Annotated in this window: 20 protein-coding genes; 13 read left to right on the top strand and 7 right to left on the bottom strand. The window is 71.3% G+C overall.

Annotation, left to right across the window (positions count from 1 at the left end):
• Genes modA through BBK82_RS56500 form a run of 4 tightly spaced genes read left to right on the top strand, consistent with a single transcriptional unit; the run spans position 1 to position 2592 of the window.
• Positions 1–753 (top strand): molybdate ABC transporter substrate-binding protein, encoded by a 753-nt coding sequence (gene modA, locus BBK82_RS39950; RefSeq protein ID WP_065919568.1) that lies wholly within the window; start codon positions 1–3, stop codon positions 751–753.
• The gene (gene modB, locus BBK82_RS39945) at positions 750–1550 is read left to right on the top strand and encodes a molybdate ABC transporter permease subunit (protein ID WP_083268505.1); all 801 of its coding nucleotides are present in this window, start codon (positions 750–752) and stop codon (positions 1548–1550) included. Before modA ends, modB begins: the two co-directional genes overlap by 4 nt.
• A complete protein-coding gene (locus tag BBK82_RS56505; protein WP_179953730.1) occupies positions 1547–2161 on the top strand; it encodes an ATP-binding cassette domain-containing protein in 615 nt (204 codons plus the stop codon). Before modB ends, BBK82_RS56505 begins: the two co-directional genes overlap by 4 nt.
• Positions 2137–2592, top strand: coding sequence for a TOBE domain-containing protein (locus tag BBK82_RS56500; protein WP_335618129.1), 456 nt, complete (start codon positions 2137–2139; stop codon positions 2590–2592). Before BBK82_RS56505 ends, BBK82_RS56500 begins: the two co-directional genes overlap by 25 nt.
• A 15-nt stretch (positions 2593–2607) precedes the next feature.
• Here the strand turns inward: BBK82_RS56500 and BBK82_RS39935 are convergent, their stop codons facing one another.
• Positions 2608–3543: an ArsR/SmtB family transcription factor gene (locus tag BBK82_RS39935; protein ID WP_237047835.1), complete on the bottom strand. Its 936-nt coding sequence runs from the start codon at positions 3541–3543 to the stop codon at positions 2608–2610.
• 186 nt (positions 3544–3729) lie between these two features.
• Positions 3730–4158 (bottom strand): peptidase inhibitor family I36 protein, encoded by a 429-nt coding sequence (locus BBK82_RS39930; protein WP_065919566.1) that lies wholly within the window; start codon positions 4156–4158, stop codon positions 3730–3732.
• 239 nt (positions 4159–4397) lie between these two features.
• Here BBK82_RS39930 and BBK82_RS39925 point away from each other — a divergent pair, with 239 nt between their 5' ends.
• The gene (locus BBK82_RS39925) at positions 4398–5144 is read left to right on the top strand and encodes a hypothetical protein (protein WP_065919565.1); all 747 of its coding nucleotides are present in this window, start codon (positions 4398–4400) and stop codon (positions 5142–5144) included.
• 17 nt (positions 5145–5161) lie between these two features.
• On the opposite strand, the gene rox is transcribed toward BBK82_RS39925, so the two are convergent.
• The 3 genes from rox to BBK82_RS39910 all read right to left on the bottom strand — a co-directional run bounded on the left by rox (position 5162) and on the right by BBK82_RS39910 (position 8637).
• On the bottom strand, positions 5162–6574 hold the full coding sequence (rox, locus tag BBK82_RS39920) for a rifampin monooxygenase (RefSeq protein WP_065919564.1): 1413 nt from the start codon (positions 6572–6574) through the stop codon (positions 5162–5164).
• Positions 6575–6703: 129 nt separating this feature from the next.
• On the bottom strand, positions 6704–7429 hold the full coding sequence (locus BBK82_RS39915; protein WP_218920479.1) for a TauD/TfdA family dioxygenase: 726 nt from the start codon (positions 7427–7429) through the stop codon (positions 6704–6706).
• On the bottom strand, positions 7426–8637 hold the full coding sequence (locus BBK82_RS39910) for an MFS transporter (protein ID WP_418287469.1): 1212 nt from the start codon (positions 8635–8637) through the stop codon (positions 7426–7428). Before BBK82_RS39910 ends, BBK82_RS39915 begins: the two co-directional genes overlap by 4 nt.
• A gap of 88 nt (positions 8638–8725) precedes the next feature.
• Between BBK82_RS39910 and BBK82_RS39905 the strand changes: the two genes are divergently transcribed.
• The 6 genes from BBK82_RS39905 to BBK82_RS39880 all read left to right on the top strand — a co-directional run bounded on the left by BBK82_RS39905 (position 8726) and on the right by BBK82_RS39880 (position 15073).
• Positions 8726–9709, top strand: coding sequence for an ABC transporter substrate-binding protein (locus BBK82_RS39905; RefSeq protein WP_065919562.1), 984 nt, complete (start codon positions 8726–8728; stop codon positions 9707–9709).
• Complete coding sequence (locus BBK82_RS39900; protein ID WP_237047834.1) at positions 9702–10751, top strand: FecCD family ABC transporter permease; 1050 nt, start codon at positions 9702–9704, stop codon at positions 10749–10751. The genes BBK82_RS39905 and BBK82_RS39900 overlap by 8 nt, the downstream gene beginning before the upstream one ends.
• Entirely contained in the window at positions 10748–11515 is a 768-nt protein-coding gene (locus tag BBK82_RS39895; RefSeq protein ID WP_065919561.1) for an ABC transporter ATP-binding protein, read from the top strand. The genes BBK82_RS39900 and BBK82_RS39895 overlap by 4 nt, the downstream gene beginning before the upstream one ends.
• Before the next feature lie 10 nt (positions 11516–11525).
• Positions 11526–12326, top strand: a complete 801-nt coding sequence (locus tag BBK82_RS39890; RefSeq protein ID WP_065919560.1) for a Rossmann-like domain-containing protein — start codon at positions 11526–11528, stop codon at positions 12324–12326.
• An 8-nt stretch (positions 12327–12334) separates the two neighbouring features.
• The gene (locus tag BBK82_RS39885) at positions 12335–13369 is read left to right on the top strand and encodes a pyridoxal-phosphate dependent enzyme (RefSeq protein ID WP_065919559.1); all 1035 of its coding nucleotides are present in this window, start codon (positions 12335–12337) and stop codon (positions 13367–13369) included.
• A 411-nt stretch (positions 13370–13780) separates the two neighbouring features.
• A complete protein-coding gene (locus tag BBK82_RS39880; RefSeq protein ID WP_065919558.1) occupies positions 13781–15073 on the top strand; it encodes a glycoside hydrolase family 6 protein in 1293 nt (430 codons plus the stop codon).
• Between the two features lie 66 nt (positions 15074–15139).
• Here the strand turns inward: BBK82_RS39880 and BBK82_RS39875 are convergent, their stop codons facing one another.
• Together BBK82_RS39875 and BBK82_RS39870 are read right to left on the bottom strand one after the other, a co-directional pair.
• Positions 15140–17449, bottom strand: a complete 2310-nt coding sequence (locus tag BBK82_RS39875) for a beta-xylosidase/alpha-l-arabinosidase (protein ID WP_065919557.1) — start codon at positions 17447–17449, stop codon at positions 15140–15142.
• Between the two features lie 14 nt (positions 17450–17463).
• Positions 17464–18477, bottom strand: coding sequence for a LacI family DNA-binding transcriptional regulator (locus tag BBK82_RS39870; protein WP_065919556.1), 1014 nt, complete (start codon positions 18475–18477; stop codon positions 17464–17466).
• Between the two features lie 136 nt (positions 18478–18613).
• Here BBK82_RS39870 and BBK82_RS39865 point away from each other — a divergent pair, with 136 nt between their 5' ends.
• Positions 18614–19900 (top strand): ABC transporter substrate-binding protein, encoded by a 1287-nt coding sequence (locus tag BBK82_RS39865; protein WP_065919555.1) that lies wholly within the window; start codon positions 18614–18616, stop codon positions 19898–19900.
• A gap of 128 nt (positions 19901–20028) precedes the next feature.
• Positions 20029–20874: a carbohydrate ABC transporter permease gene (locus BBK82_RS39860; RefSeq protein ID WP_237047832.1), complete on the top strand. Its 846-nt coding sequence runs from the start codon at positions 20029–20031 to the stop codon at positions 20872–20874.
• Position 20875: the final 1 nt, after the last annotated feature.

Genomic DNA, 20875 nt, shown 5'->3' with positions numbered 1-20875 from the left:
ATGCGTGGAGTCGTGGTCGGGGTGGCGGTGCTGCTCGCGGGGTGCGCGACGGGCCAGACGTCCGGGACGTCCGAGGTGACCGGCGATGTCACGGTGTTCGCCGCCGCGTCGCTCACCGAGAGCTTCACCAGGCTGGGCCAGGAGTTCGAGGCCGCCCACCCCGGCACGGAGGTCAGGTTCAACTTCGGCGGCAGCTCGGCGCTGGCGCAGCAGCTGGGCAACGGCGCGCCCGCCGACGTGTTCGCCAGTGCGGCGCCCGCCAACATGAAGCAGGTCACCGACACCGGGACGATCACGGCCGCGCCGCGCACGTTCGCCAGGAACACGCTGCAGATCGCGGTGCCCAAGGGCAACCCGGCCAAGATCGCGGGCCTCGCCGACTTCGCCAAGACCGACCTGAAGATCGCGTTGTGCGCCGAGCAGGTTCCGTGTGGAGCCGCCTCGAAGAAGGTGTTCGCGGCGGCCGGGGTCACGGCCGCGCCGGACACGCTGGAACAGGACGTCAAAGCCGTCCTGACCAAGGTGTCGCTCGGCGAGGTCGACGGCGCGCTCGTCTACAAGACCGACGTGAAGGCGGCCGGGGACGAGGTCGAGGGCATCACGTTCGCCGAAGCCGGGAAGGCGGTCAACGACTACCCGATCGCCCCGCTCGCCAAGGCGCCCAACGCCGCCACCGCCACGGCGTTCGTCGAGTTCGTGCTGTCGGAGCAGGGACGTTCGGCGCTGACCGCGGCCGGGTTCGACGCGCCGTGACGACGCGGCACCGGGTGCGGGGGCGGTTGCCGGTCGTCCTCGTCCTGCCCGCGCTGGCCGGGCTGGCGTTCCTGCTGGTGCCGCTCGCCGGGCTGCTCGTGAAGACGCCGTGGGCGAACCTGCCCGCGTTGCTCAGCGCCGAGGTGGGGGAGGCGCTGCGGCTCTCGCTCATCTGCGCGTCGCTGGCCACGGTGCTGTGCCTGGTCTTCGGCATTCCGCTGGCCTGGCTGCTCGCGCGGTCCGGCCTGCCCGGCCGCGGGTTCCTGCGGGCGCTCGTCACCGTGCCGCTGGTGCTGCCGCCGGTGGTGGGTGGCGTGGCGTTGCTGCTGGTGCTGGGCAGGCGCGGGCTCGTCGGCCAGCACCTGGACGCGTGGTTCGGGATCTCGTTGCCGTTCACCACGGCGGGCGTGGTCATCGCGGAGGCGTTCGTGGCGATGCCGTTCCTGGTGATCTCGGTCGAGGGCGCTTTGCGGGCGGCCGACCCGCGCTACGAGGAGGCCGCCGCCACGCTCGGGGCGTCGCGCTGGCTCACGTTCCGGCGGGTGACGCTGCCGTCGGTGCTGCCGGGTGTCGTCGCGGGCGCGGTGCTGTGCTGGGCGCGGGCGCTCGGCGAGTTCGGCGCGACGATCACGTTCGCCGGCAACTTCCCGGGCGAGACCACGACCATGCCGCTCGCCGTCTACCTCGCCCTGGAGACCGACCCGGACGCCGCGATCGTGCTGAGCGTCGTGCTGCTGCTGGTGTCCGTGGGCGTGCTGGCCGGTCTGCGCGACCGGTGGATCAGCGGGCCGTCATGACCCTGCACGCCGAGCTCCGCGTCACGCGCGGGAACTTCGACCTCGACCTCGACCTGGCCATCGCGCCCGGCGAGGTGGTCGCGCTGCTCGGGCCGAACGGTGCTGGCAAGACGACCGCACTGCGCGCGCTGGCCGGGTTGCTGCCGCTCAGCGACGGCCGGATCGCGGTGGGGGAGCGGACCTGGGACGGCCCCGGCGAGTTCGTGCCCGCCGAGGAACGCCCGATCGGCGTGGTGTTCCAGGACTACCTGCTCTTCGCCCACATGTCCGCGTTGGAGAACGTCGCCTTCGGGCTGCGCGCCCGCGGCACCCGGAAGGCCGAAGCCCGGGACACCGCGAGGACCTGGCTCGACCGCGTCGGGCTCGCCGAGTACGCGGGCGTTCGGCCGCGGTCGCTGTCCGGCGGCCAGGCCAGCGCGTCGCACTGGCCCGTGCGCTCGCCACCGGCCCGAGCCTGCTCCTGCTCGACGAACCGCTGGCCGCCTTGGACGCGAGCACCCGCCTGCAGGTCCGCGCCGAGCTGGGCCGCCACCTCGCCGACTTCCCCGGCCACACGCTGCTGGTCACCCACGACCCGCTCGACGCCATGGTGCTGGCCGACCGCCTGGTGATCCTGGAGGGCGGCCGGGCCGTCCAGGAGGGACCGCCCGCCGAGGTCGCCCGCCGCCCGCGCACCGGCTACGTGGCGAACCTCGTCGGCCTCAACCTCTACCGCGGCACCGCCGACGGCACCGCGGTCACCCTCGCCGAAGGCGGCACGATCACCACCGCGACGCCGGCGACGGGCCCGGTGCACGTGGCCTTCCCGCCCACCGCCGTGAGCCTGCACGCCGACCGGCCGACGGGCAGCCCGCGCAACACGTGGCCGGTGACCGTGGCGGCGATCGAGCAGCACGCCCACACCACGCGGGTGCGGCTGGAGGGGCGTCCGCCGGTGCTCGCGGACATCACCACGGCGACCGTCGCGGACCTGCGGCTGCGGCCGGGAGAGGAGTTGTGGGCGGCGGTGAAGGCGACCGAGACGCACACGTACCCGGTCTGACCTCACCGCCCGCCTTCAGTTGAGGTCGTGCGAGCACAGCAGCGCCGACCCGAGCGCCGTGCGCCGGTGCAGCACGGACAGTCCCTGCCGGACCGTCGTGAGCAGACCCGCCTCCCGCAGCACGGTGGTGTGCCTGCTCACCGCGGACGCCGACGCGCCCAGCCGGGCCGCGAGCTCCGTGGTCGTGGCACCCGCACCCACCGCGGCGAGCACCGAGGACCTGGTCGTCCCCAGCAACGCGGCGAGCGCCCCCTCCTGCCGGTTGCCGGTCGAGAGCTGACGCCGCCAGGTCCAGTCGTGGTGCACCGGGTAGACCAGCGTGGGCGGCAGCCCCGGATCGGCCAGCGCGACCGGCGTGCGGCGGCAGAAGTACGACGGCACCAGCCGCAGCCCCCGTCCGCCGAGGTGCAGGTCGCGGTCGTAGGAGTACTGGACCTCCAGCACCGGCGGCCGCCAGTTCATCAACGGCCACATGCCCCGCAGCACGCCCTCGACACCGTCGCGGGCCAGCCCGGACCGGTGCACGCGATCGGTCTCCACGGCCTCGTCGACCAGGTCGCCGTGGGGTTCGATCACGGCGGCGTGGTAGCGCGCCAGGACCGTGGTCAGCTCCTCCAACGCGTCCGGTTCGCCGTCCGCCAGCGGACGCGTCCACTCCGGAGTCGGGCAGACCGCCGCCAGCAGCCCGAACTCCGAACGCAGCCGGGCACGTGGGGTCGCCCTGATCGCGGTGAGCGCGGCGGCCAGGCCGTCCGCGCCCTCGGGAGGCGTGAGGAAGTCGGGGAAGTAGGGCCCCAGCGGTGCCAGCACGGACAGCACGCCGACGCCGCACCGGATCGCCTGCCGCTCCGGGCTGCGCCGGACCGCGCGCAACCACGGCTCGAACAGCAGGCCGCTGTCCCGCTCGGTCAGCCGCAACCAGCTGAACACCATCTCCCACAACGGATCCACGTGATCCGCCACCTGCGTCCGGTCCAGATCTCCCGCCGAGAAATGGATGCGCAGCAAAAGCAACCTCCCCCTGAACAGGTCACCGCTGGCAACCGTACCGGGGGCGTCAATCCCTTGTGGCGCACCGGCCGAGGACCGGGCGCGGGTTCCCTGGTCCCGCGCCCGGTCCTCGGTGTCACAACAGGATCAGCCGCAGCTGGTGCTGATCCACTTGTGCGACCGCAGCTGGTACGTGCCGGCCAGGTCGCCCTTCTTGCCCTGCTTCGTGCAACCGACCCGCGTGTTGTGGCCGGTGTTCTTGAAGTACGCGACACCGGTGGCAGACGACGTGCCCGCGTTGTAGACCGACTTCACGTTCTTCGTCGTGGCCCACGAGCACTTGTGGGTGCCGGCGGTCCAGTCGTCGTCGGCGATGTTCCACGCGCAGCGGCTGCCGGTTCCCCCGAAGCCGGTCCAGAAGCAGACGTTCCCGGTGTTGCAGTCCCAGGCGGCCAGCGCCTCACCGGTCTGGTCGTCGAACGCGGCGATCCCGGCCGGTGCGACCGGGGCGGCGGCCTGCGCGGCCGGGCCCCCGATGCCGGCGACGACGAGCAGTGCCGTCGCGAGCAGTCCCATCAAGACTCGCTGAACGAGCTTCAACGATCCCCTCCTTCACTGCGGAACGGCCGCTCACCAACGATTTCCGGTGATCAGCCGCGGTGACGACGGGGACTGTATGGGCGGCGTGGAAGGCGGGGAAAGCTATTGCGGTACGACGCAATACCGGAAGAGGTGTTGGTCGGAAGTGCTCAACGGGAGTGCCTCCGATCGGGCGCTTCCCCCAGCAGCCGGGGCCGACCGGCGAGGATGTCCGCATGGGGACCTCACCGAACTGGCTCAGCCGCTACGAGAGCGGGCAGCGCGACCAGGTCTGGCTCGAGCTGCTCCGGCTCGGCGACCGGGTGCGCGAGTCCGACTGGGCCGACGAGGCACAGCTCGTGTGCGACGCGATGGCCCGCCGCGCCCGGCACAACGTCGAGCTGATCGTCGAACGGCTGGGCAACGACGGCTACCGGTTCCACCGCAACGACGACGAGCAGACGCCGGTGGCGCCGCACGTCCCGCCCAAGCCGGACGCCGAGGCCTGCGTGGCGTGGCTGGAGGAGACGTTCGGGCCGATCCCGATGACGGTGTCGTCGTGGGTGCGGATCGTCGGTGACGTCTGGCTCGTCGGCACGCACCCGAAGTGGGAGGCCTCGGCGGCGGCGGACCCGCTGGTGTTCGAAGTGGAGCGTGGCAGCGGGGGAGGGTTGCGCGAGTACTTCGAGGAGGAGTGGGCGGGCCACCAGGAGTGGCGGAAGGAGGAACCGGACGAGGCCGGGCTGTTCGTGCTCCCCACCGCGCCGGACATGCTGCACAAGGACAACACCAGCGGCGGCGGCCCGTACGGGATCGTGCTGCCGGACGACGCGGCGGACGCGCTCTTCTCGTGGGAGACCACGATGCCGTTCGTGTCCTACCTGAACTGGGTCTTCGCCAACGCCGGTTTTCCCTGGGACACCGGCGACGAAGGCCAGTACGAGGTGCGGTACCGCCTCGGCCAGGGCCTGCTGGGGCTCTGACCGAGGCGGCGCTCAGATCAGGCGCCGAACCAGCGGGGCAGTACCGCCTCCAGGTCGTCCTGGTCGTCACCGGCCCACGCGACGTGCCCGTCCGGCCGCAGCAGCACAGCGGGCGCGTCCAGCTCCTCGCTCATGTCGGCCACGTGGTCGACCCGGTCGGCCCAGCCCCGCACCGACAGCCGGCCGGTCTGGTCGAGCAGCAGGCCGCGGCCGGTGCGCTGCAGCTCGAACAGGCGGCCGTTCTTGAGCTGCACGTCCTTGAGGCGCCTGCCGAGCAACGGGTGCCCGGCGCCGAAGTCGTAGTGGACGCTGATCGCGGTGATCTTCTCGATGAGGTGCCGGGTGACCTCCTCGAAGTCCATCAGCTCGCTGAGCAACCGGCGCACGGCCTGCGGGCCCGGTTCCGGGGTCATCAGCTGCACCTGTGCGCGGGTGTTGTCCAGCACGGCGGCACCGACGGGGTGCCGTTCGGCGTGGTAGCTGTCGAGCAGGTCGTCCGGCGCCCAGCCCCGCACCGCCGCCGCGAGCTTCCAGCCCAGGTTGAACGCGTCCTGCAGGCCCAGGTTCATGCCCTGGCCGCCGGTGGGCGGGTGGATGTGCGCTGCGTCGCCCGCGAGGAACGCCCGCCCGACCCGGTACCGCTCCGCCTGCCGGGTGGCGTCGCTGAACCGGGAGGTCCAGCGCGGTGAGTGCACGCCGAAGTCGGTGCCCGCGACGGCGACCAGGCGGCGCTGGAAGTCGTCGAGCGTCGGCGGCGTGCGGTCCTGCTGGAGGTCACCCGCCGAGACGACGACGCGGAACGTGTCGCCCATCGGGCCCACGCCGAACCACGGGTTGGTCTCACGGACCCTGGTCACGATCGCGGTGAGCTCGTCGAGCGGCGTCGACACCTGCATCTCGCCCAGCATGGTCTCCACGCGCGCCGGTTCGCCGGGGAAGCCGACGCCGAGCAGCTTGCGCACCGCGCTGCGGCCACCGTCGCACCCGACCAGGTACCGGCCGCGCACCTCGGTGCCGTCCGCCAGCTCCGCGGTGACGCCCTCGTCGTCCTGGCTCAGGCCGACGACCTCGCTGCCGCGTCGCACCTCGGCGCCGAGGCCGACCGCGTGCTCGGTGAGCAGGCGCTCGGTCTCCGGCTGCGGGATGCCGAGGATGTACCCGTGCTCGGTGTCCATGTGCGCGGGCCACGGCTTGAGGATGCCGGCGAAGAACCCGCCGGCCTCGTGCCTGGTGCCGGCCTCGAGGAACCGGTCGAGCAGGCCGCGCTGGTCCATCACCTCGATGCTGCGCACGTGCAGGCCGAGCGCCCGCACGACCGGGCTCGGCTCGGGATCCCGTTCCAGCACCACCACGTGCACACCGTGCAGGCGCAGCTCCCCGGCCAGCATGAAGCCGGTCGGTCCGCCGCCGACGATGATCACGTCATACATCTGTTTCCCCCTGTCACCTGGTGTTGCGCGGTGAAGTGTGGGGGACGGACGGGGTCTTGTGGCAAGGCCCCCGGTGCGCTATATGTTGGAGTGGGAGGAAGAGCGCTTCCTCCCTTTGTCGTTGGTGGACTATCCAGCGGCGTCCGTGCGGATCGTCTGGATGTGCACGGTGCGAGCCCCGGAGTGCGGATCGCGCCCGTGCCAGCACCGGTAGTTGTCCAGCACCAGCACGTCACCCTCGTCGAGCCGGAACCTCGGCAACGTCGGCTGCACCCGCGCCACCTCCTCGTCGAGCCGTCGCAGCATCGCGGTGACGTGGTCGGTGGCGGGGTCGCGGTGCAGGGGAGCGGCGCCGTCGGTGCGGCGGGTGATGCGGCGACCGGTGCGGGTGTACTCGATGTGCCGGGCGACCCGCGGTGTCGCGGGCAGGCCGCGGATGCCCGTCCACTGCCCGTAGAGGTCGACGTCGACCTCGGCCAGGAACGCGCGCAGGTCCGCATCCAGCGAGTCGGTGAAGGCGTGGGCGTCGACGGCGAACGACTCACCGCCCGACGGTGCCTGCTCGACCAGTTGCAGCAGCACGAAGTCCTCGTCGGGATGCCTGCGCCGCACCGGTTTGCCACCGACGTCCACGACCACGTCGAAGCTGTCCGCGTGCAACGACAACAGATCACCGTCGACGGACCGGCGGGTGCGGTGCGGGTAGAGCTCGCGCAACCCGCTGCCGAACAGCACCGCCGACGCCACCGCGAGCGACGAGGGTTCGACCGGCAGCCCGGTGAGGACCACCCCACCGGTCTCCGCCAGCGCGTCGCGGGCCTGGGGGGACGTCGCCGGCAGGCGGACGGGGATCACGAGCGGGTCCGGAAGTCGCGCGACGACGGCACCAGTGCGGCGACGGCGGGAGCGACGAAGCACACCACGGCGCACACGGCCAGTACCGGACCGGCGCCGAAGTGGCCGATGGCGGGAGCGATCAACGCCAGGCCGACCGGCGCGAGCCCGTAGGACATCAGGAAGTCCAAAGAGGACACCCGAGCGAGCTTCGACGGCTCGACCTCGCGCTGGGTCGCGGTGAACCACGGCACGTTGAACAGCTCGATGCCGATGCCCGCCACGGCGTAGGCGGCGAGCACGACCGCCGGGTGCACCGGCAGCAGCAGGCTCAGCGGTGCGAACCCGTACAGCGCCAGGCCCGCGAACGCCGTCCAGCCCGCGTGCTTCGGCCGCCAGCGCGCGATCAGCAACGCGCCCGCGAGAGCACCGAGCGTGTAGGCGGTGAGAGCTCCTGCCAGGACGGCCTCCGTGCCGTACCGGTCGCGGCTCACCAGCGGCAGCACCACGCCGGTCGCCGAGTAACCGGTGGCGATCACGGCCGTCAGCGCGCCCAGCCCGGCCAGGAACCACGGGTGCCTGCGCGCCTCCCGCACACCCTCGGCGAACTCCGCGAAGAACCGCGGCTTGCCGGCCGCACCCGCGAAGTCGTTGCCACGCGGCGGAACCAGCGCGGCCACCAGCCACAGCACGCCGATGCCCAGCAGCAGCGCCTGGGTGTTGACGAACAACGCCAGCAGCGCGGTCAGGCCCGGTGCGACGAGCGTGGTCACCCGGACCGACAGCGTCATCGCGGCGTTGGCCTGCTGGCGCTGCTCCTCGCTGACCACCTCGGCGGTGAGCGCCTGGAACGCCGGCCGGCACGCGCCCTGGCCCGCACCCATCGCGACCGCCGCGACGGCCATGAGCGGCAACGAGCTCCCGACGAACAACGCCATGACGGGTGCTGCGACAGCGGCCGTCAGGCCCGACCACAGCACCACGCGACGGCGGGCGTACCGGTCGGCGAGCACCCCGCTGATGGGCACCGCGGCGAGGAAGCCCGCGGTGCGGGCGGCGAGCAGAACACCCAGCTCAACGGCTGTGAGAGCGCGATCCAGCACGGCCAGACCGAGTACGAACGGCAGCGCCCAGGTGGCGATGCCGGACGCGGTGGTCGCGGTCCAGAGCCGGAGGAACGCCACGTTCCTGAGCACCGGAGCGGGTTTGTGCAGTGTGTCGTGGACCACGCGGCCGACCTTCCCGATTGGGGCTTGCAATGAAAACCGTTGTCGTTACAGTAACGGACACCGCTGTCGTCTCGCACTGGAGGATCCGATGTCACACGCTGCCCGGCTCGGCCTGGCGCTCACCGCCGCGGCGTTCGTCGCCGGCTGCGCCGCACCGGGAGGAGGGGCCGCGCCGACGTCGTCGGTCGTGGTGGAGAGCTGCGGCAAGCAGCTGAGCTTCACCAGCACGCCGCAGCGGGTCGTCACGCTGGACCAGAACTCCACGGAAACCCTGCTGGCGCTGGGAGTCGGCGACCGCATGGCCGGTACCGCGAACCTCAAGACCAAGGTGTCGCCCAAGTACGCCGAGGCCTACGCGAAGATCCCGGTGCTCGCGCCCAAGGTGATCACCGCGGAACCGTTGCGCGCGGCCGACCCGGATGTCGTGGTGTCCTCGTTCCAGGAGCACTTCACCACCGACCGCGCCGGGACCAGAGACGAGCTCGCGGAACTGGGCGTGCCCAGCTACGTCAGCGCGGTGAACTGCCCGGACGGCACCACCCCGCCGTTCGAGCGGCTGTTCCGCGACTACGAGAACCTCGGGAAGATCCTCGACGTGACCGACAAGGCGAACGCGCTCGCCGCCGAGCAACGTGCCGTGGTGGCTGAGGTGCAGGCGGCGGCCGCGAAACGGCCGAAGGCGCCCAAGGTCGTGTGGATCTACTCGGTCTTCAAGGACGTGCCGTACGTGGCCGGCCGCGACGGCATGCCCAGCCAGATGAGCAAGCTCGCGGGTGCTGCCAACGTCTTCGACGACGTGGCGCAGGAGTGGCCGGAGGTGTCGTGGGAGGAGATCGCCCGCCGCAACCCCGACGTGATCGTGATCGGTGACCTGTCCGAGCGCGGCAACCCCGGTGACAAGGCCAGCGAGAAGCTCGCGATGATGCGCGAGCACCCGGCGGTCGCGCAGCTGGACGCGGTGAAGAACAACAAGATCATCGAGCTGCCCGGCATCGAGATGGACCCGTCGGTGCGCACGGTCGACGCGTTGCGCGCGTTCAGCAAGGGCCTCGACGGGGTCGCGGGTGGCTGACACAGCGGTGCTCGCCGAACCGTCCGCACCACCGAGACCCGCCGTCCGCACGCTGACCACGGTGGTGTGCCTGGTCCTGCTCGCCGTCTCGGTCGTGCTCGCGCTGCGCATCGGCGCGGGCACGGGCTGGGCGGAGATCGGCAGGGCCGCCGGCGTGCGGCTCGGCCTGCCCGTCCAGCCGCTGTCCCGGCTGCAGGACTCGCTGATCTGGGACCTGCGGCTGCCGCGGGTGCTGCTCGCCGCACTGGTCGGCGCGGCGCTCGCGGTGTGCGGCGCGGCGCTGCAGAGCGTCACCCGCAACTCGCTCGCCGACCCCTACCTGCTCGGGGTGTCCTCGGGTGCCTCGACCGGTGCGGTGGTCGTGGTGGTGCTCGGGTTCGCCGGTTCCCGGCTCGGTGTCACCGGCGGCGCGCTGGTCGGCGCGCTGGTCGCGTTCACGCTGCTGATGTTGTTGTTGCGGCGCACCGGGCTGGACTCGGTGCGGGTCGTGCTCACCGGTGTGGTGGTGGGGCAGTTGTTCGCGGCGTTGACGTCGTTGATCCTGCTGTCGTCCGGTGACGCGGACAGCATCCGTGCGGTGACCCACTGGCTGCTCGGGTCGCTCGCGTCGGCCCGGTGGACGTCGGTGGCGGTGTGCGCGGTCGTGCTCGCCGTGGGGTTGCTGGTCGTGTGGCTGTGCTCGTCGGCGTTGGACGGGTTCGCGTTCGGCACCGACACCGCGGCCTCGCTCGGCGTGGACGTCCGGACCACTCGGATCGTGTTGCTGGTGACGACGTCGGTGCTGACCGCGGTCGCCGTGGCCGCCGTGGGTGCTGTCGGGTTCGTCGGGTTGATCGTGCCGCACGGCGTGAGGTTCCTCGTCGGGCCGTTGCACCGGCGGTTGCTGCCGTTGTCGGCGGTGGTCGGCGCGGTGTTCCTGGTGTGGACCGACGCGTTGACCCGCGTGGTGTTCTCGCCGCTGGAGGTGCCGGTCGGCGTCTTCACGGCGCTGCTGGGCGTGCCGCTCTTCCTGTTGATCCTGCGCAGGAGGGGAGAGCTGTGAGGATCGAGGCGGAACACCTGAGCTGGGGTGTCCCCGGCAAGGTCATCGTGCGGGACGTGGAGCTGGTCGTCGCGCCCGGCGAGACCGTGGGCTTGATCGGTCCCAACGGTTCCGGCAAGTCGTCGTTGTTGCGCTGCCTGGCCGGGTTGCGCACGCCGGTCGCCGGGACCGTGCGCTGGAACGGCACCGACGTGGCGTCGCGCAACCCCCGGGAACGCGCGCTGCGGCTGGCTTTCGTCGAGCAGACCGCCGACACCGACAGCGACCTGCGGGTCGCCGACGTCGTGATGCTTGGCCGCACCGCGCACCGGTCGCGCTGGCGCGGCCCGGACGCGCACGACCGGGAGGTCGTCGAGGCCGCGCTGACCCGGCTCGACCTGGGCGCGCTGGCCGACCGGCCGTGGAAGCAGCTGTCCGGCGGCGAACGCCAGCGCACCCACCTGGCCCGCGCGCTCGCCCAGGAGACGGCCGCGTTGCTGCTCGACGAGCCCACCAACCACCTGGACGTCCGGCACCAGCTGGAGCTGATGGAACTGGTCAGCGGCACCCCGCAGACCGTCGTGGTGGCGTTGCACGACCTCGCCCAGGCCGCCAGGTACTGCGACCGGCTGGTGCTGATGCACGGCGGCAGCCTGGTGGCGCAGGGCTCCGCCACCGAGGTGCTGACCGCGCCGTTGTTGCGTGAAGTGTTCGAAGTGGACGCCGAGATCGGTCGCGACAGCCTGGGACACCTGGCCGTCGGCTATCGCGAACCGGCTCGCTGAAGGGGGAGTTGTGACCACTGTGGATGGTTTGGTCGCCGAGGTGCTCGCGAACAGGCACGGGCCTGATCCGGGCACCGTGGTGGCGACCAGTGTGTTCTGGGTGCACCACGGCACCCGGCTGGCCGGCGGTGACACCACCTACCGCAACCAGTACGTGCTGGTGCGGATCGGCACGGCGTTCGGGGCCTGCGCGTTCGCCGAGGGCGAGGCCGACCCGGCGGTGTGCGCGAACTACAGCGGCGCGCCGGTGGCCTCGTTGCTGACCGAGGCACCGGCCCCGGTGCGGGTCGCGGCGCTGGACGCGTACCTCGCCTCGGTCCGTCCACATCGGACCTCGGACGCGGAACGGGTCGTGCTTCCGGTCGGCACGCCGGAGGAACGGGCCCGTGCCCGGGACGCGGCGGTCGCGGGGCTGCTGGACGTCTCGCCGGGCGCCAAGGTCGCGTTGATCGGGGTGGTGAACCCGCTGGTGGCGGCGATCCGGGAGCGCGGGGCCGAGTGCCTGCCGTGCGACCTGTCGTTGCGCACGACCCAGTGGGGCGACCCGGTGACCCCGGACATGCGCGACGTGCTCGACGTGGCTGACGCGGTCGTGGCCACCGGCATGACGATCGGCAACGGCACGTTCGACGAGATCCTGCGCACCTGCCGTACGCGGGAGATACCGCTGGTGGTCTACGCGCAGACCGCCAGTGCCGTCGCCCGGCAGTTCCTGGGCGAAGGGGTGACCGCGCTGTCCGCGGAACCCTTCCCGTTCTCCCAGTTCAGCGCCGACGAGACAGCCCTGTACCGCTACCGAGCCCGGACGTGAGCCGAACAGTGGACCACCACATCGCCGACACACTCAGCCGACCCGCCCTGGTACGCCTCGACCCCCACACCACCTGCCTGCGCTTCGAGACCATGAAGGTCGCCTCCGCACTGGCCGCCGTCCGGCACCTGCTGGAGTGCGGCACCGTCGGCGCCGGCGACACGCTCGTCGACAGCTCCAGCGGCATCTACGCCCACGCACTGGCGCTGGCCTGTCACCGGCACGGCCTGCACTGCCACATCGTCGCCTCCACCACCGTGGACAAGACGTTGCGCGCCCAGCTGGAGATCCTCGGCGCGACCGTGGAACCCATGCCCGCCACCGCGAGCCTGAAGCTCGACCAGAGCCGGCGGGTCGCGCGGGTGCGGGAGATCCTGCGCGACAACCCGCGCCACCACTGGATGCGGCAGTACCACGACGACGTGCACTACCTCGGGTACCGGCCGATCGCCGACGTGGTGCGCGCCGAGCTCGGTCCGGTGCCGCTGACGGTCGTCGGCGGGGTGGGGACCGGCGCGTCGACCGGGGCGCTGGCGAAGTTCCTGCGGGAGACCTCGCCGGACGTGGAGCTCGTCGGCGTGCAACCGTTCGACAGCGTGACGTTCGGCAGCGAGCACGTGCACGACCCGGAGATCATCATCGCCGGGATCGGCAGCTCGATCCCGTTCGGCAACGTCGACCACACGCTGTACGACACCGTGCACTGGGTCGGGTTCGACGCGGCGCTGTCAGGCGCGGTGGCGTTGCTGCGCGAGCACGCGATCTTCGCCGGGTTGTCGGCGGGCGCGGCCTACCTGGCGGCGCGCTGGGAGCAGCGGGTCGAGCCGGACCGGCAGGTCGTGCTGCTGGCACCGGACACCGGGCACCGGTACGTCGACGCGGCCTACTCGCGGCACGAGCAGGCGTTACCGCTGGAGGAGCTGGAGCCGCACGAGATCTCGGCGCTGGCCGACATGGACCTGCCGTGGTCGCGGATGCACTGGAACCGCGCCGACGCCCCGCCGGCCGCCTCGGTGGCGCCGGCGGTTCCGGTCGCGTCCTGAAGGAGGGGGCCGGGGAGTGCTTCCCCGGCTCCCGATCCTCACCGCTGCGGTGATGCCCACCGTGGCAATCCGGCGACAACCGTTCCGGGAGCGCTCCCGGTCCGACCGGCCGATCGACCGTTGCTCCTCGTGTCGCAACTTCGCGATCGATTCGCGGAAGGGTGGGTCGGAGACCGTTTGACCGCTTCGGCGCCGGAACGGTCTATCAGGCTGAGAAACGACATACCGTGCGTGTCCATTGATTCGACGTCCGTCTGGGCGATCGTCGAACACTCCGTCGAACGCTCACCGACCGTGCTCGAACCGGGTGTTCACGCTGCTGAACCCCGGTTGTTCCGCTCTTTTGTGATCTCTTGGCGGTCAATAGAGTGCGGCGCAGTCTGGGAGCGCTCCCAGTTCGGAGGAGGCAGCATGCGCAACGGAGCACGTACTGCCGGCGCCGCGATCGTCACGCTCGTCGCGGCACTGGGCATCACCACTGCGGGCATCACCACACCGGCGGGCGCGGCGGCATCGCCGTTCTACGTCGACCCGAACACCGGTGCGGCCAGGTGGGTCGCCGCCAACCCCGGTGACTCGCGTGCGGCGGTGATCCGCGACCGGATCGCGTCGGTGCCGCAGGCGCGCTGGTACACCACCACCAACACCGGCACGGTCCGGTCCGAAGTGGACTCGTTCGTCGGTGCGGCGGCCGCGGCGGGCAAGATCCCGATCCTGGTGGTGTACAACATCCCCAACCGCGACTGCGGCGGGGCGAGCGGCGGTGGCGCGCCTTCGCACGACGCGTACCGGGCGTGGGTGGACCAGGTGGCGGCGGGACTGGCGGGCCGGCCGGCGACGATCGTGCTGGAACCCGATGTCCTGCCGATCATGACGAACTGCCAGAGCGTGGACCAGCAGAACCAGACCAAGGCCTCGATGGCCTACGCGGGCAAGAAGCTGAAGTCCGGTTCCTCCCAGGCGAAGGTCTACTTCGACATCGGCCACAGCGCGTGGCTGTCACCTGGCGAAGCAGCCAACCGGTTGCGGGCGGCGGACATCTCCACCAGCGCCGACGGCATCTCCACCAACGTGTCGAACTACCGCTGGACCGCCGACGAGGTGAACTTCGCCAAGGCCGTGCTGAACGCGGTCGGCGACAGCCGGTTGAAGGCCGTGGTCGACACCAGCCGCAACGGCAACGGCCCGGCGGGCAGCGAGTGGTGCGACCCGGCCGGCCGCGCGATCGGCACGCCCAGCACCGACCAGACCGGCGACGCCCAGATCGCCGCGTTCCTGTGGGTGAAGCTGCCCGGCGAGGCCGACGGCTGCATCGCCGGAGCGGGTCAGTTCGTCCCGCAACGCGCCTACGACCTCGCGATCGCCGCCGGCACCACCCCGACCCCGCCGACGCCCGGCACGTGCAAGGCCACGCACAAGGTGGTCAGCACCTGGAACGGCGGCTACACCGGCGAGATCGTCATCGCGAACGGCACCACCGCGGCGAGCAGCTGGACGTTCACCTTCTCCGCGCCGGGCGTGACGGTGGTGCAGGGGTGGAACGGGACGTGGACCGACACCGGTGACGCCGTGCGGGTCGTGAACGCGGCGTGGAACGGGGCGCTGCCCGCGGGCGGGACCATGACGATCGGTTACAACGCGAACTACGGCAGTGGCACGCCGCCGTTCTCGGGTGCGACGCTGAACGGCGTGGCCTGCGGCTGATCCAGCGGTGAGCCCTCTCCGGCGGCGGTGGCGGGAGAGGGCTCACGCATCAACGGGGATGACGGTCTACGAGCTCACCTCGAAGGTTGGCGTGAACACCCGGTCGAACCCGACGTACCGGCGCTCCCCGGTCACCGTCAGCCCCACCGCCGTGTGGACGTCCGCACTCGACCGCCCCACCCGCAGCTCGACCGCCCCCGGATCCACCTGGCGCCGGCCGGCCCTACCGGTGTACGCGGTCAGGTCGGCGTGCAGCACCGCCGTGACGGTCCGGGTCTGGCCGGGTTCCAGGTCGACCTTCAGCGCACCCACCAGCTGCTGGACCGGGCGGGCCACCTCGGCCACCGGGTCGTGCAGGTAGATCTGCACGACCTCGGTGGTGGCGCGGGAGGTGTCGTTGCGCAGCGTGGTGACCACGCGGGTGGTGCCGTCGGTGGGCCAGTCGCCCGTGTCGCCCTCGACCGACACCCAGGTGGCGGGCGCGTAGGACAGGCCGTGGCCGAACGGGAAGAGCGGGGTCGGGTCGACCGTGCTCACGTCGCTGCGCGCGCCGAGCGGTGCGGTCAGGTAGGTCGACGGCTGGCTGGCACCGGCGGCCGGGAAGCTGACCGGCAGGCGGCCGGACGGGTTGACCTGTCCACTGAGGACCTTCGACACCGCCGTGGCGCCCTCCTCACCGGGGTAGAAGCCCGCCACGACCGCGGCCAGGCGGTCGATCTGGCGGGACAGCTCGTACGGGCGGCCCGACAGCAGCACCAGCACGACCGGGGTGCCGGTGGCGATGAGTGCTTCGAGCAGCTCCTCCTGGCGGCCGGGCAGCCTCAGGTCGGCGGCGTCGCAACCCTCACCGGACGTGCCGCCACCGAACAGGCCCGCCTCGTCGCCCAGCACCGCGACGCAGACCTCGGCGCGGCTGGCGGCCTCGACGGCGGCGAGCAGGTCGGAGTCGGTGCCGCCGACGACCGTGCAGCCGGGGGCGTACTCCACGTCGTGCACCGAGCTCAGCGCGTCCAGCACCGTCGGCACGTCGATGCCCATCGGCACCTCCGGGTGGTGCTTGCCGACGTGCAACGGGAACGAGTAGCAGCCCAGCATCGCACCGGGGTCGTGCGCGCGTGGGCCGACCACGGCGAGACGGCGGCGTTCGGTCAGCGGGAGCACACCGTCGTTGTGCAGCAGGACGATCGAGCGTTCCGCCAGCTCACGGGCGACCGCGCGGGACTCGTCGTCGTCCAGGTCGACGTTGGCATCGTTGTCAGGCTCGGGGGAGAAGTCCGGGTCGAGCAGGCCCAGCTCGAACTTCTGCCGCAGCACCCGCACGAGCGCGCGGTCCACGAGCGCCTCGTCGACGTCACCGGCGGAGACCGCGTTCAGCAACGGCTCGCCGTAGCAGTCCACAGTGGGCAGTTCGACGTCGATGCCCGCGAACAACGCCTGGGCGGCGGCGTCCGCGCGGTCGACCGCGACGGCGTGCAACCGGTACAGGAACGGCACCGCGAAGTAGTCCGCGACCACCGTCCCGGTGAAGCCGAAGCGGTTGCGCAGCAGGTCGGTCAGCATCGCCGGATCGGCCGCCACCGGCACGCCGTCGTTGTCGGTGTAGGAGTTCATCACCGAGCGCGCGCCCGCGTGCAGGGCCATCTCGAACGGCGGCAGGATCACGTCCGCGAGCTCGCGCGGGCCGATCGACACCGGGGCGAGGTTGCGGCCCGCCCTGGACGCCGAGTAACCCGCGAAGTGCTTCAGCGTCGCCACGATCCCGGCCGACTCCAGGCCCGCGACGTAGGCGGCGCCGATCGTGCCGACCAGGTGCGGGTCCTCGGCGATGGTCTCCTCGACGCGGCCCCACCGCAGGTCGCGCGCGACGTCGAGGACGGGAGCGAGACCCTGGTGCACGCCGAGCCTGCGCATCGACCGGCCGATCAGCGACGTCATGCGCCGCACCAGGTCCGGCTCGAACGACGCGCCCCAGCACAGCGGTGACGGGTACGCGGTCGCCTGCCACGCGGCCAGACCGGTGAGGCACTCCTCGTGCACCATCGCCGGGATGCCGAACCGGGTGCTCGCGATGATCTGCCGCTGGCTGCGGGCGAGGCTGTGCGCGCCCACCTCCGGCGCGATCGGCCGGGTGCCGAACACGCGGGTCAGCTGGCCGATGCCGTGGCGGGTCAGCTCGTCGAAGTCCGGCGGCTCCACGATCAGGTCGTGCTGGTGCGGCGCCATCTCGCCGGCCGAGTCGATGCCGACCCAGACGCCCTGCAGCTGCGCGATCTTCTCCGGCAGGCTCATCCTCGCCACGAGGTCGCTGACGCGGTCGTCGACGGCGGCGCGCGGGTCGCGCCAGAGCTCTGCCGGGGTGGTGGCTTCGGTCGTCACATGATCTCCAGAGGTCAGGAGGACAGCGCTCGGGTGGAGTGCCGTGCGATCAGCTCGGTGCCGAGCGTGATGTGCGTGTTGTCCGGGGTCTCGCCGTTGATGAGCCGCACCAGCAGCGTGACCGCCCGGTGGCCCATCTCGCGGATCGGCTGCTGCACCGTGGTCAGCGCGGGCGTGCACAGCGCGGACTCGGGGATGTTGTCGAAGCCGACCACCGACAGGTCCTCCGGCACGCGCATCCCCAGCGCGACAGCGGTCTCGATGGTCGCGATCGCGGTGATGTCGTTGGCGGCGAACACGGCCGTGGGCCGGTCCGGCCCGGTGAGCAGCTCGCGCGCGGACGCCGCGGCCACGTCGTGGTCGTAGTCACCGCGCCGGATCAGGTCCTCGTCCACGTCGACGCCCGCACCGGCGAGCGCCCTGCGGTAGCCGGTCTCGCGTTGCTGGGCCGACTTCAGGTCCGCGCGGCCGGTGAGCAGCGCGATCCGCCGGTGGCCGAGCGCGAGCAGGTGCTCGGTCGCGAGCCTGCCACCGGTCAGGTTGTCGGAGTCGACGGTGGGCAGCGCCGCGCGGCCGGTGTGCGGGTCGACCGCCACCACCGGCGTTCCCGGCAGGCCTTCCAGGTCGACCGCGGGCGTGACGAGCACGGCGCCGTCGACCAGGGTGCCGCTCAACCTGCTGAGGTAGCGGCGTTCCCAGCCCTGCGGGTCACCGGTCCGGCCGCCCGCCGAGTAGACGACGAGCTCGAAACCGGTGCCGCGGATGGCGTCCGCCGCACCCTTGAGCAGCTCGGTGCTGAACGGCTCGATGTCGGCGACGAGGATGCCGATGACGTTCGTGCGGTGGTTGCGGAGGCTCTGCGCGACCAGGCTCGCCTCGTAGCCGAGCTCCTTGATCACCGCCGTCACCCGCGCGAACGTGTCGGCGGAGACGCCGTAGCGCTGGTTGAGGACCTTGGACACGGTGGCCACCGAGACGCCTGCCTGAGCGGCGACGTCGCGGATCGTGACACGGGAGCGTGGAGGCACGAGGCGAGACTAGCCGTGTAAAACGTTATCGACAACGATTGACACAGCGGGATCGACGCGGAATTCTCTCTAGCCAATCGCAGGGCATCACCTCGCCCCGTCCTACTCGGCCGATGTCGTCAGGAGTGGACCCCCAATGCGTTCTGTGCACAAGTTGTCCGTCGCTCTCGCCGCAGCAGCGACACTCGTGCTGGCCGCGTGCAGCGGCGGCTCCGGCGGTGACGCATCCGCCGACGGTCCGGTCACGCTAACCTGGTGGCACAACCGGACCACCGAACCGATGAAGTCGATCTGGCAGCAGATCGCCGACGACTTCCACAAGACACACCAGGACGTGTCGTTCACGATCGAACCGATCCAGAACGAGCAGTTCCAGACGAAGGTGCCGCTCGCGCTGCAGGGCAGCACACCACCGGACATCTTCCAGCAGTGGGGTGGCGGTGGCCTCGCCTCGCAGCTGAGCTCCGGCAAGATCGCCGACATCACGCAGGCGTCCTCGAGCTGGATCGGCCCGCTCGGCCAGGCCGCGCAGGGCTGGCAGGTCAAGGGCAAGCAGTACGGTGTGCCGTACCAGATGCACGCGGTCGGGTTCTGGTACCGCAAGGACCTCTTCGCCACCGCGGGCGTCACCAGCCCGCCGTCCACGTTGGACGAGCTGAACGCGGCGGTGGCCAAGCTGAAGGCGGCGAACCTGGTGCCGATCGCGGTCGGCGGCAAGGACCGCTGGCCGGACGCCTTCTACTACAACTACTTCGCGATCCGGCAGTGTTCGGTCGATGCGCTGAAGAAGGCCGTGGAGAAGACCGAGCTGACCGACCCGTGCTTCACCAAGGCGGGCGAGAACCTCAAGGCGTTCATCGACACCAAGCCGTTCCAGGAGGGGTTCGTCGGCACGCCGGCCCAGCAGGGCGCCGGCAGCTCGGCGGGCCTGCTCGCCACCGGCAAGGCCGCCATGGAGCTGCAGGGCGACTGGAACCCGGACGTGATGCAGGCGTTGACCGAGGACAAGGACCTGGACTCGAAGATCGGCTGGTTCCCGTTCCCCTCGGTGCCGGGCGGTCAGGGCGACCCGAAGGCGGTTCTCGGTGGCGGTGACGGCTTCTCCTGCACCTCGCGGGCGGCCAAGGCGTGCACGGAGTTCCTGGGTCACCTCGTGAGCGAAGAGGTGCAGAAGAAGCTCGCCGCGACCGGGTCCGGTCTGCCGGTGCACCCCAACGCGGTGGCGTCGCTGAAGACCGAGACGCACAAGGAGATCTCCAAGTACGTGTCGGACTCGCCGCACCTGCAGTTCTACTTCGACATCGCCTTCCCGACCAACGTCGGCCAGGCCCTGAACGACGCCATCGCCAACTTCTTCGCCGGCCAGGGTGGTCCTGACACCATCGTGCAGTCGGTGACCAAGGCAGCCGCCGGGAACAAATGATGAGCACCGCGACCAGTTCGCGGCCGTTGACCGCCCCCAGTCCGCCCGCGCCAGCGGCTGGGGGCACCCGGCGGCGGTCCCGCACCCGCACCCGTCTCGAGCTCGCCCTCCTCCTCACACCGGGCCTGGTGTTGTTCACCGGGTTCGTGCTGGTGCCGATCGGGGTGGCGGGGGTCTACAGCCTGTACTCCTGGAACGGCTTCGGCCCGCTGACCGATTTCGTCGGGCTGAAGAACTACGTCGAGGCGTTGTCCGGTGACGTGTTCCAGAGCGCCATCGGGCACAACCTGATCATCGCGTCGCTGTCGATCATCGTGCAGCTCCCGCTCAGCATCGGACTCGCGCTGCTGCTCAACCGGAAGCTGCGCGGCCGGGCGTTCCTGCGGATGGTGGTCTTCGCACCGTACGTGTTGTCGGAGGCCGTGACCGCGGTGATCTGGCTGCTGATGCTGCAGCCGGGCGGGTTCGTCGACCAGGTGCTGCGCAACGTCGGCCTCGGCGGGCTCGTGCAGCAGTGGCTGGCCGATCCCGCGATCGTGCTCTACACGCTGTTCGTGGTGATCACGTGGAAGTACATCGGGTTCGGTGTGATCCTGCTGCTGGCCGGGCTCCAGGGCGTGCCGTCGGAGCTGCGGGAGGCCGCCGCGCTCGACGGCGCGACCGCCTGGCAGACCACCCGGCACGTGGTGCTCCCGTTGCTGGGGCCCACGATCCGCGTGTGGATCTTCCTGTCGGTGATCGGGTCGCTGCAGCTGTTCGACCTGGTCTGGATCATGACGCTCGGTGGGCCCGCCAACGCGTCGACGACCATGGCGACCTACCTGATCGACCACGGGTTCAAGCGCTACGAGTTCGGCTTCGGCAGTGCGGTAGCGGTGATCCTGTTCATCATCTGCTTCACGTTCGCGTTGTTCTACCAGCGGTTCGCGTTGCGCCGGGACACCGAGGGCGCGTTGACCAGGGCGGTGAGCTGAC

Source organism: Lentzea guizhouensis, assembly GCF_001701025.1.
In the GTDB taxonomy this organism is placed as follows: domain Bacteria; phylum Actinomycetota; class Actinomycetes; order Mycobacteriales; family Pseudonocardiaceae; genus Lentzea; species Lentzea guizhouensis.
The sequence above is the reverse complement of the archived record's forward strand: the minus strand, read 5'-3'. Positions and strand labels throughout refer to the sequence as shown.

Coding starts and splice junctions, on each gene's coding strand:
- BBK82_RS39880 (WP_065919558.1), top strand. CDS start 13,781: ATGCGCAACGGAGCACGTACTGCCGGCGCCGCGATCGTCACGCTCGTC.
- BBK82_RS39905 (WP_065919562.1), top strand. CDS start 8,726: ATGTCACACGCTGCCCGGCTCGGCCTGGCGCTCACCGCCGCGGCGTTC.
- BBK82_RS39930 (WP_065919566.1), bottom strand. CDS start 4,158: ATGGGACTGCTCGCGACGGCACTGCTCGTCGTCGCCGGCATCGGGGGC.
- modA (WP_065919568.1), top strand. CDS start 1: ATGCGTGGAGTCGTGGTCGGGGTGGCGGTGCTGCTCGCGGGGTGCGCG.
- BBK82_RS39925 (WP_065919565.1), top strand. CDS start 4,398: ATGGGGACCTCACCGAACTGGCTCAGCCGCTACGAGAGCGGGCAGCGC.
- BBK82_RS56505 (WP_179953730.1), top strand. CDS start 1,547: ATGACCCTGCACGCCGAGCTCCGCGTCACGCGCGGGAACTTCGACCTC.
- BBK82_RS39865 (WP_065919555.1), top strand. CDS start 18,614: ATGCGTTCTGTGCACAAGTTGTCCGTCGCTCTCGCCGCAGCAGCGACA.
- rox (WP_065919564.1), bottom strand. CDS start 6,574: ATGTATGACGTGATCATCGTCGGCGGCGGACCGACCGGCTTCATGCTG.
- BBK82_RS56500 (WP_335618129.1), top strand. CDS start 2,137: ATGGTGCTGGCCGACCGCCTGGTGATCCTGGAGGGCGGCCGGGCCGTC.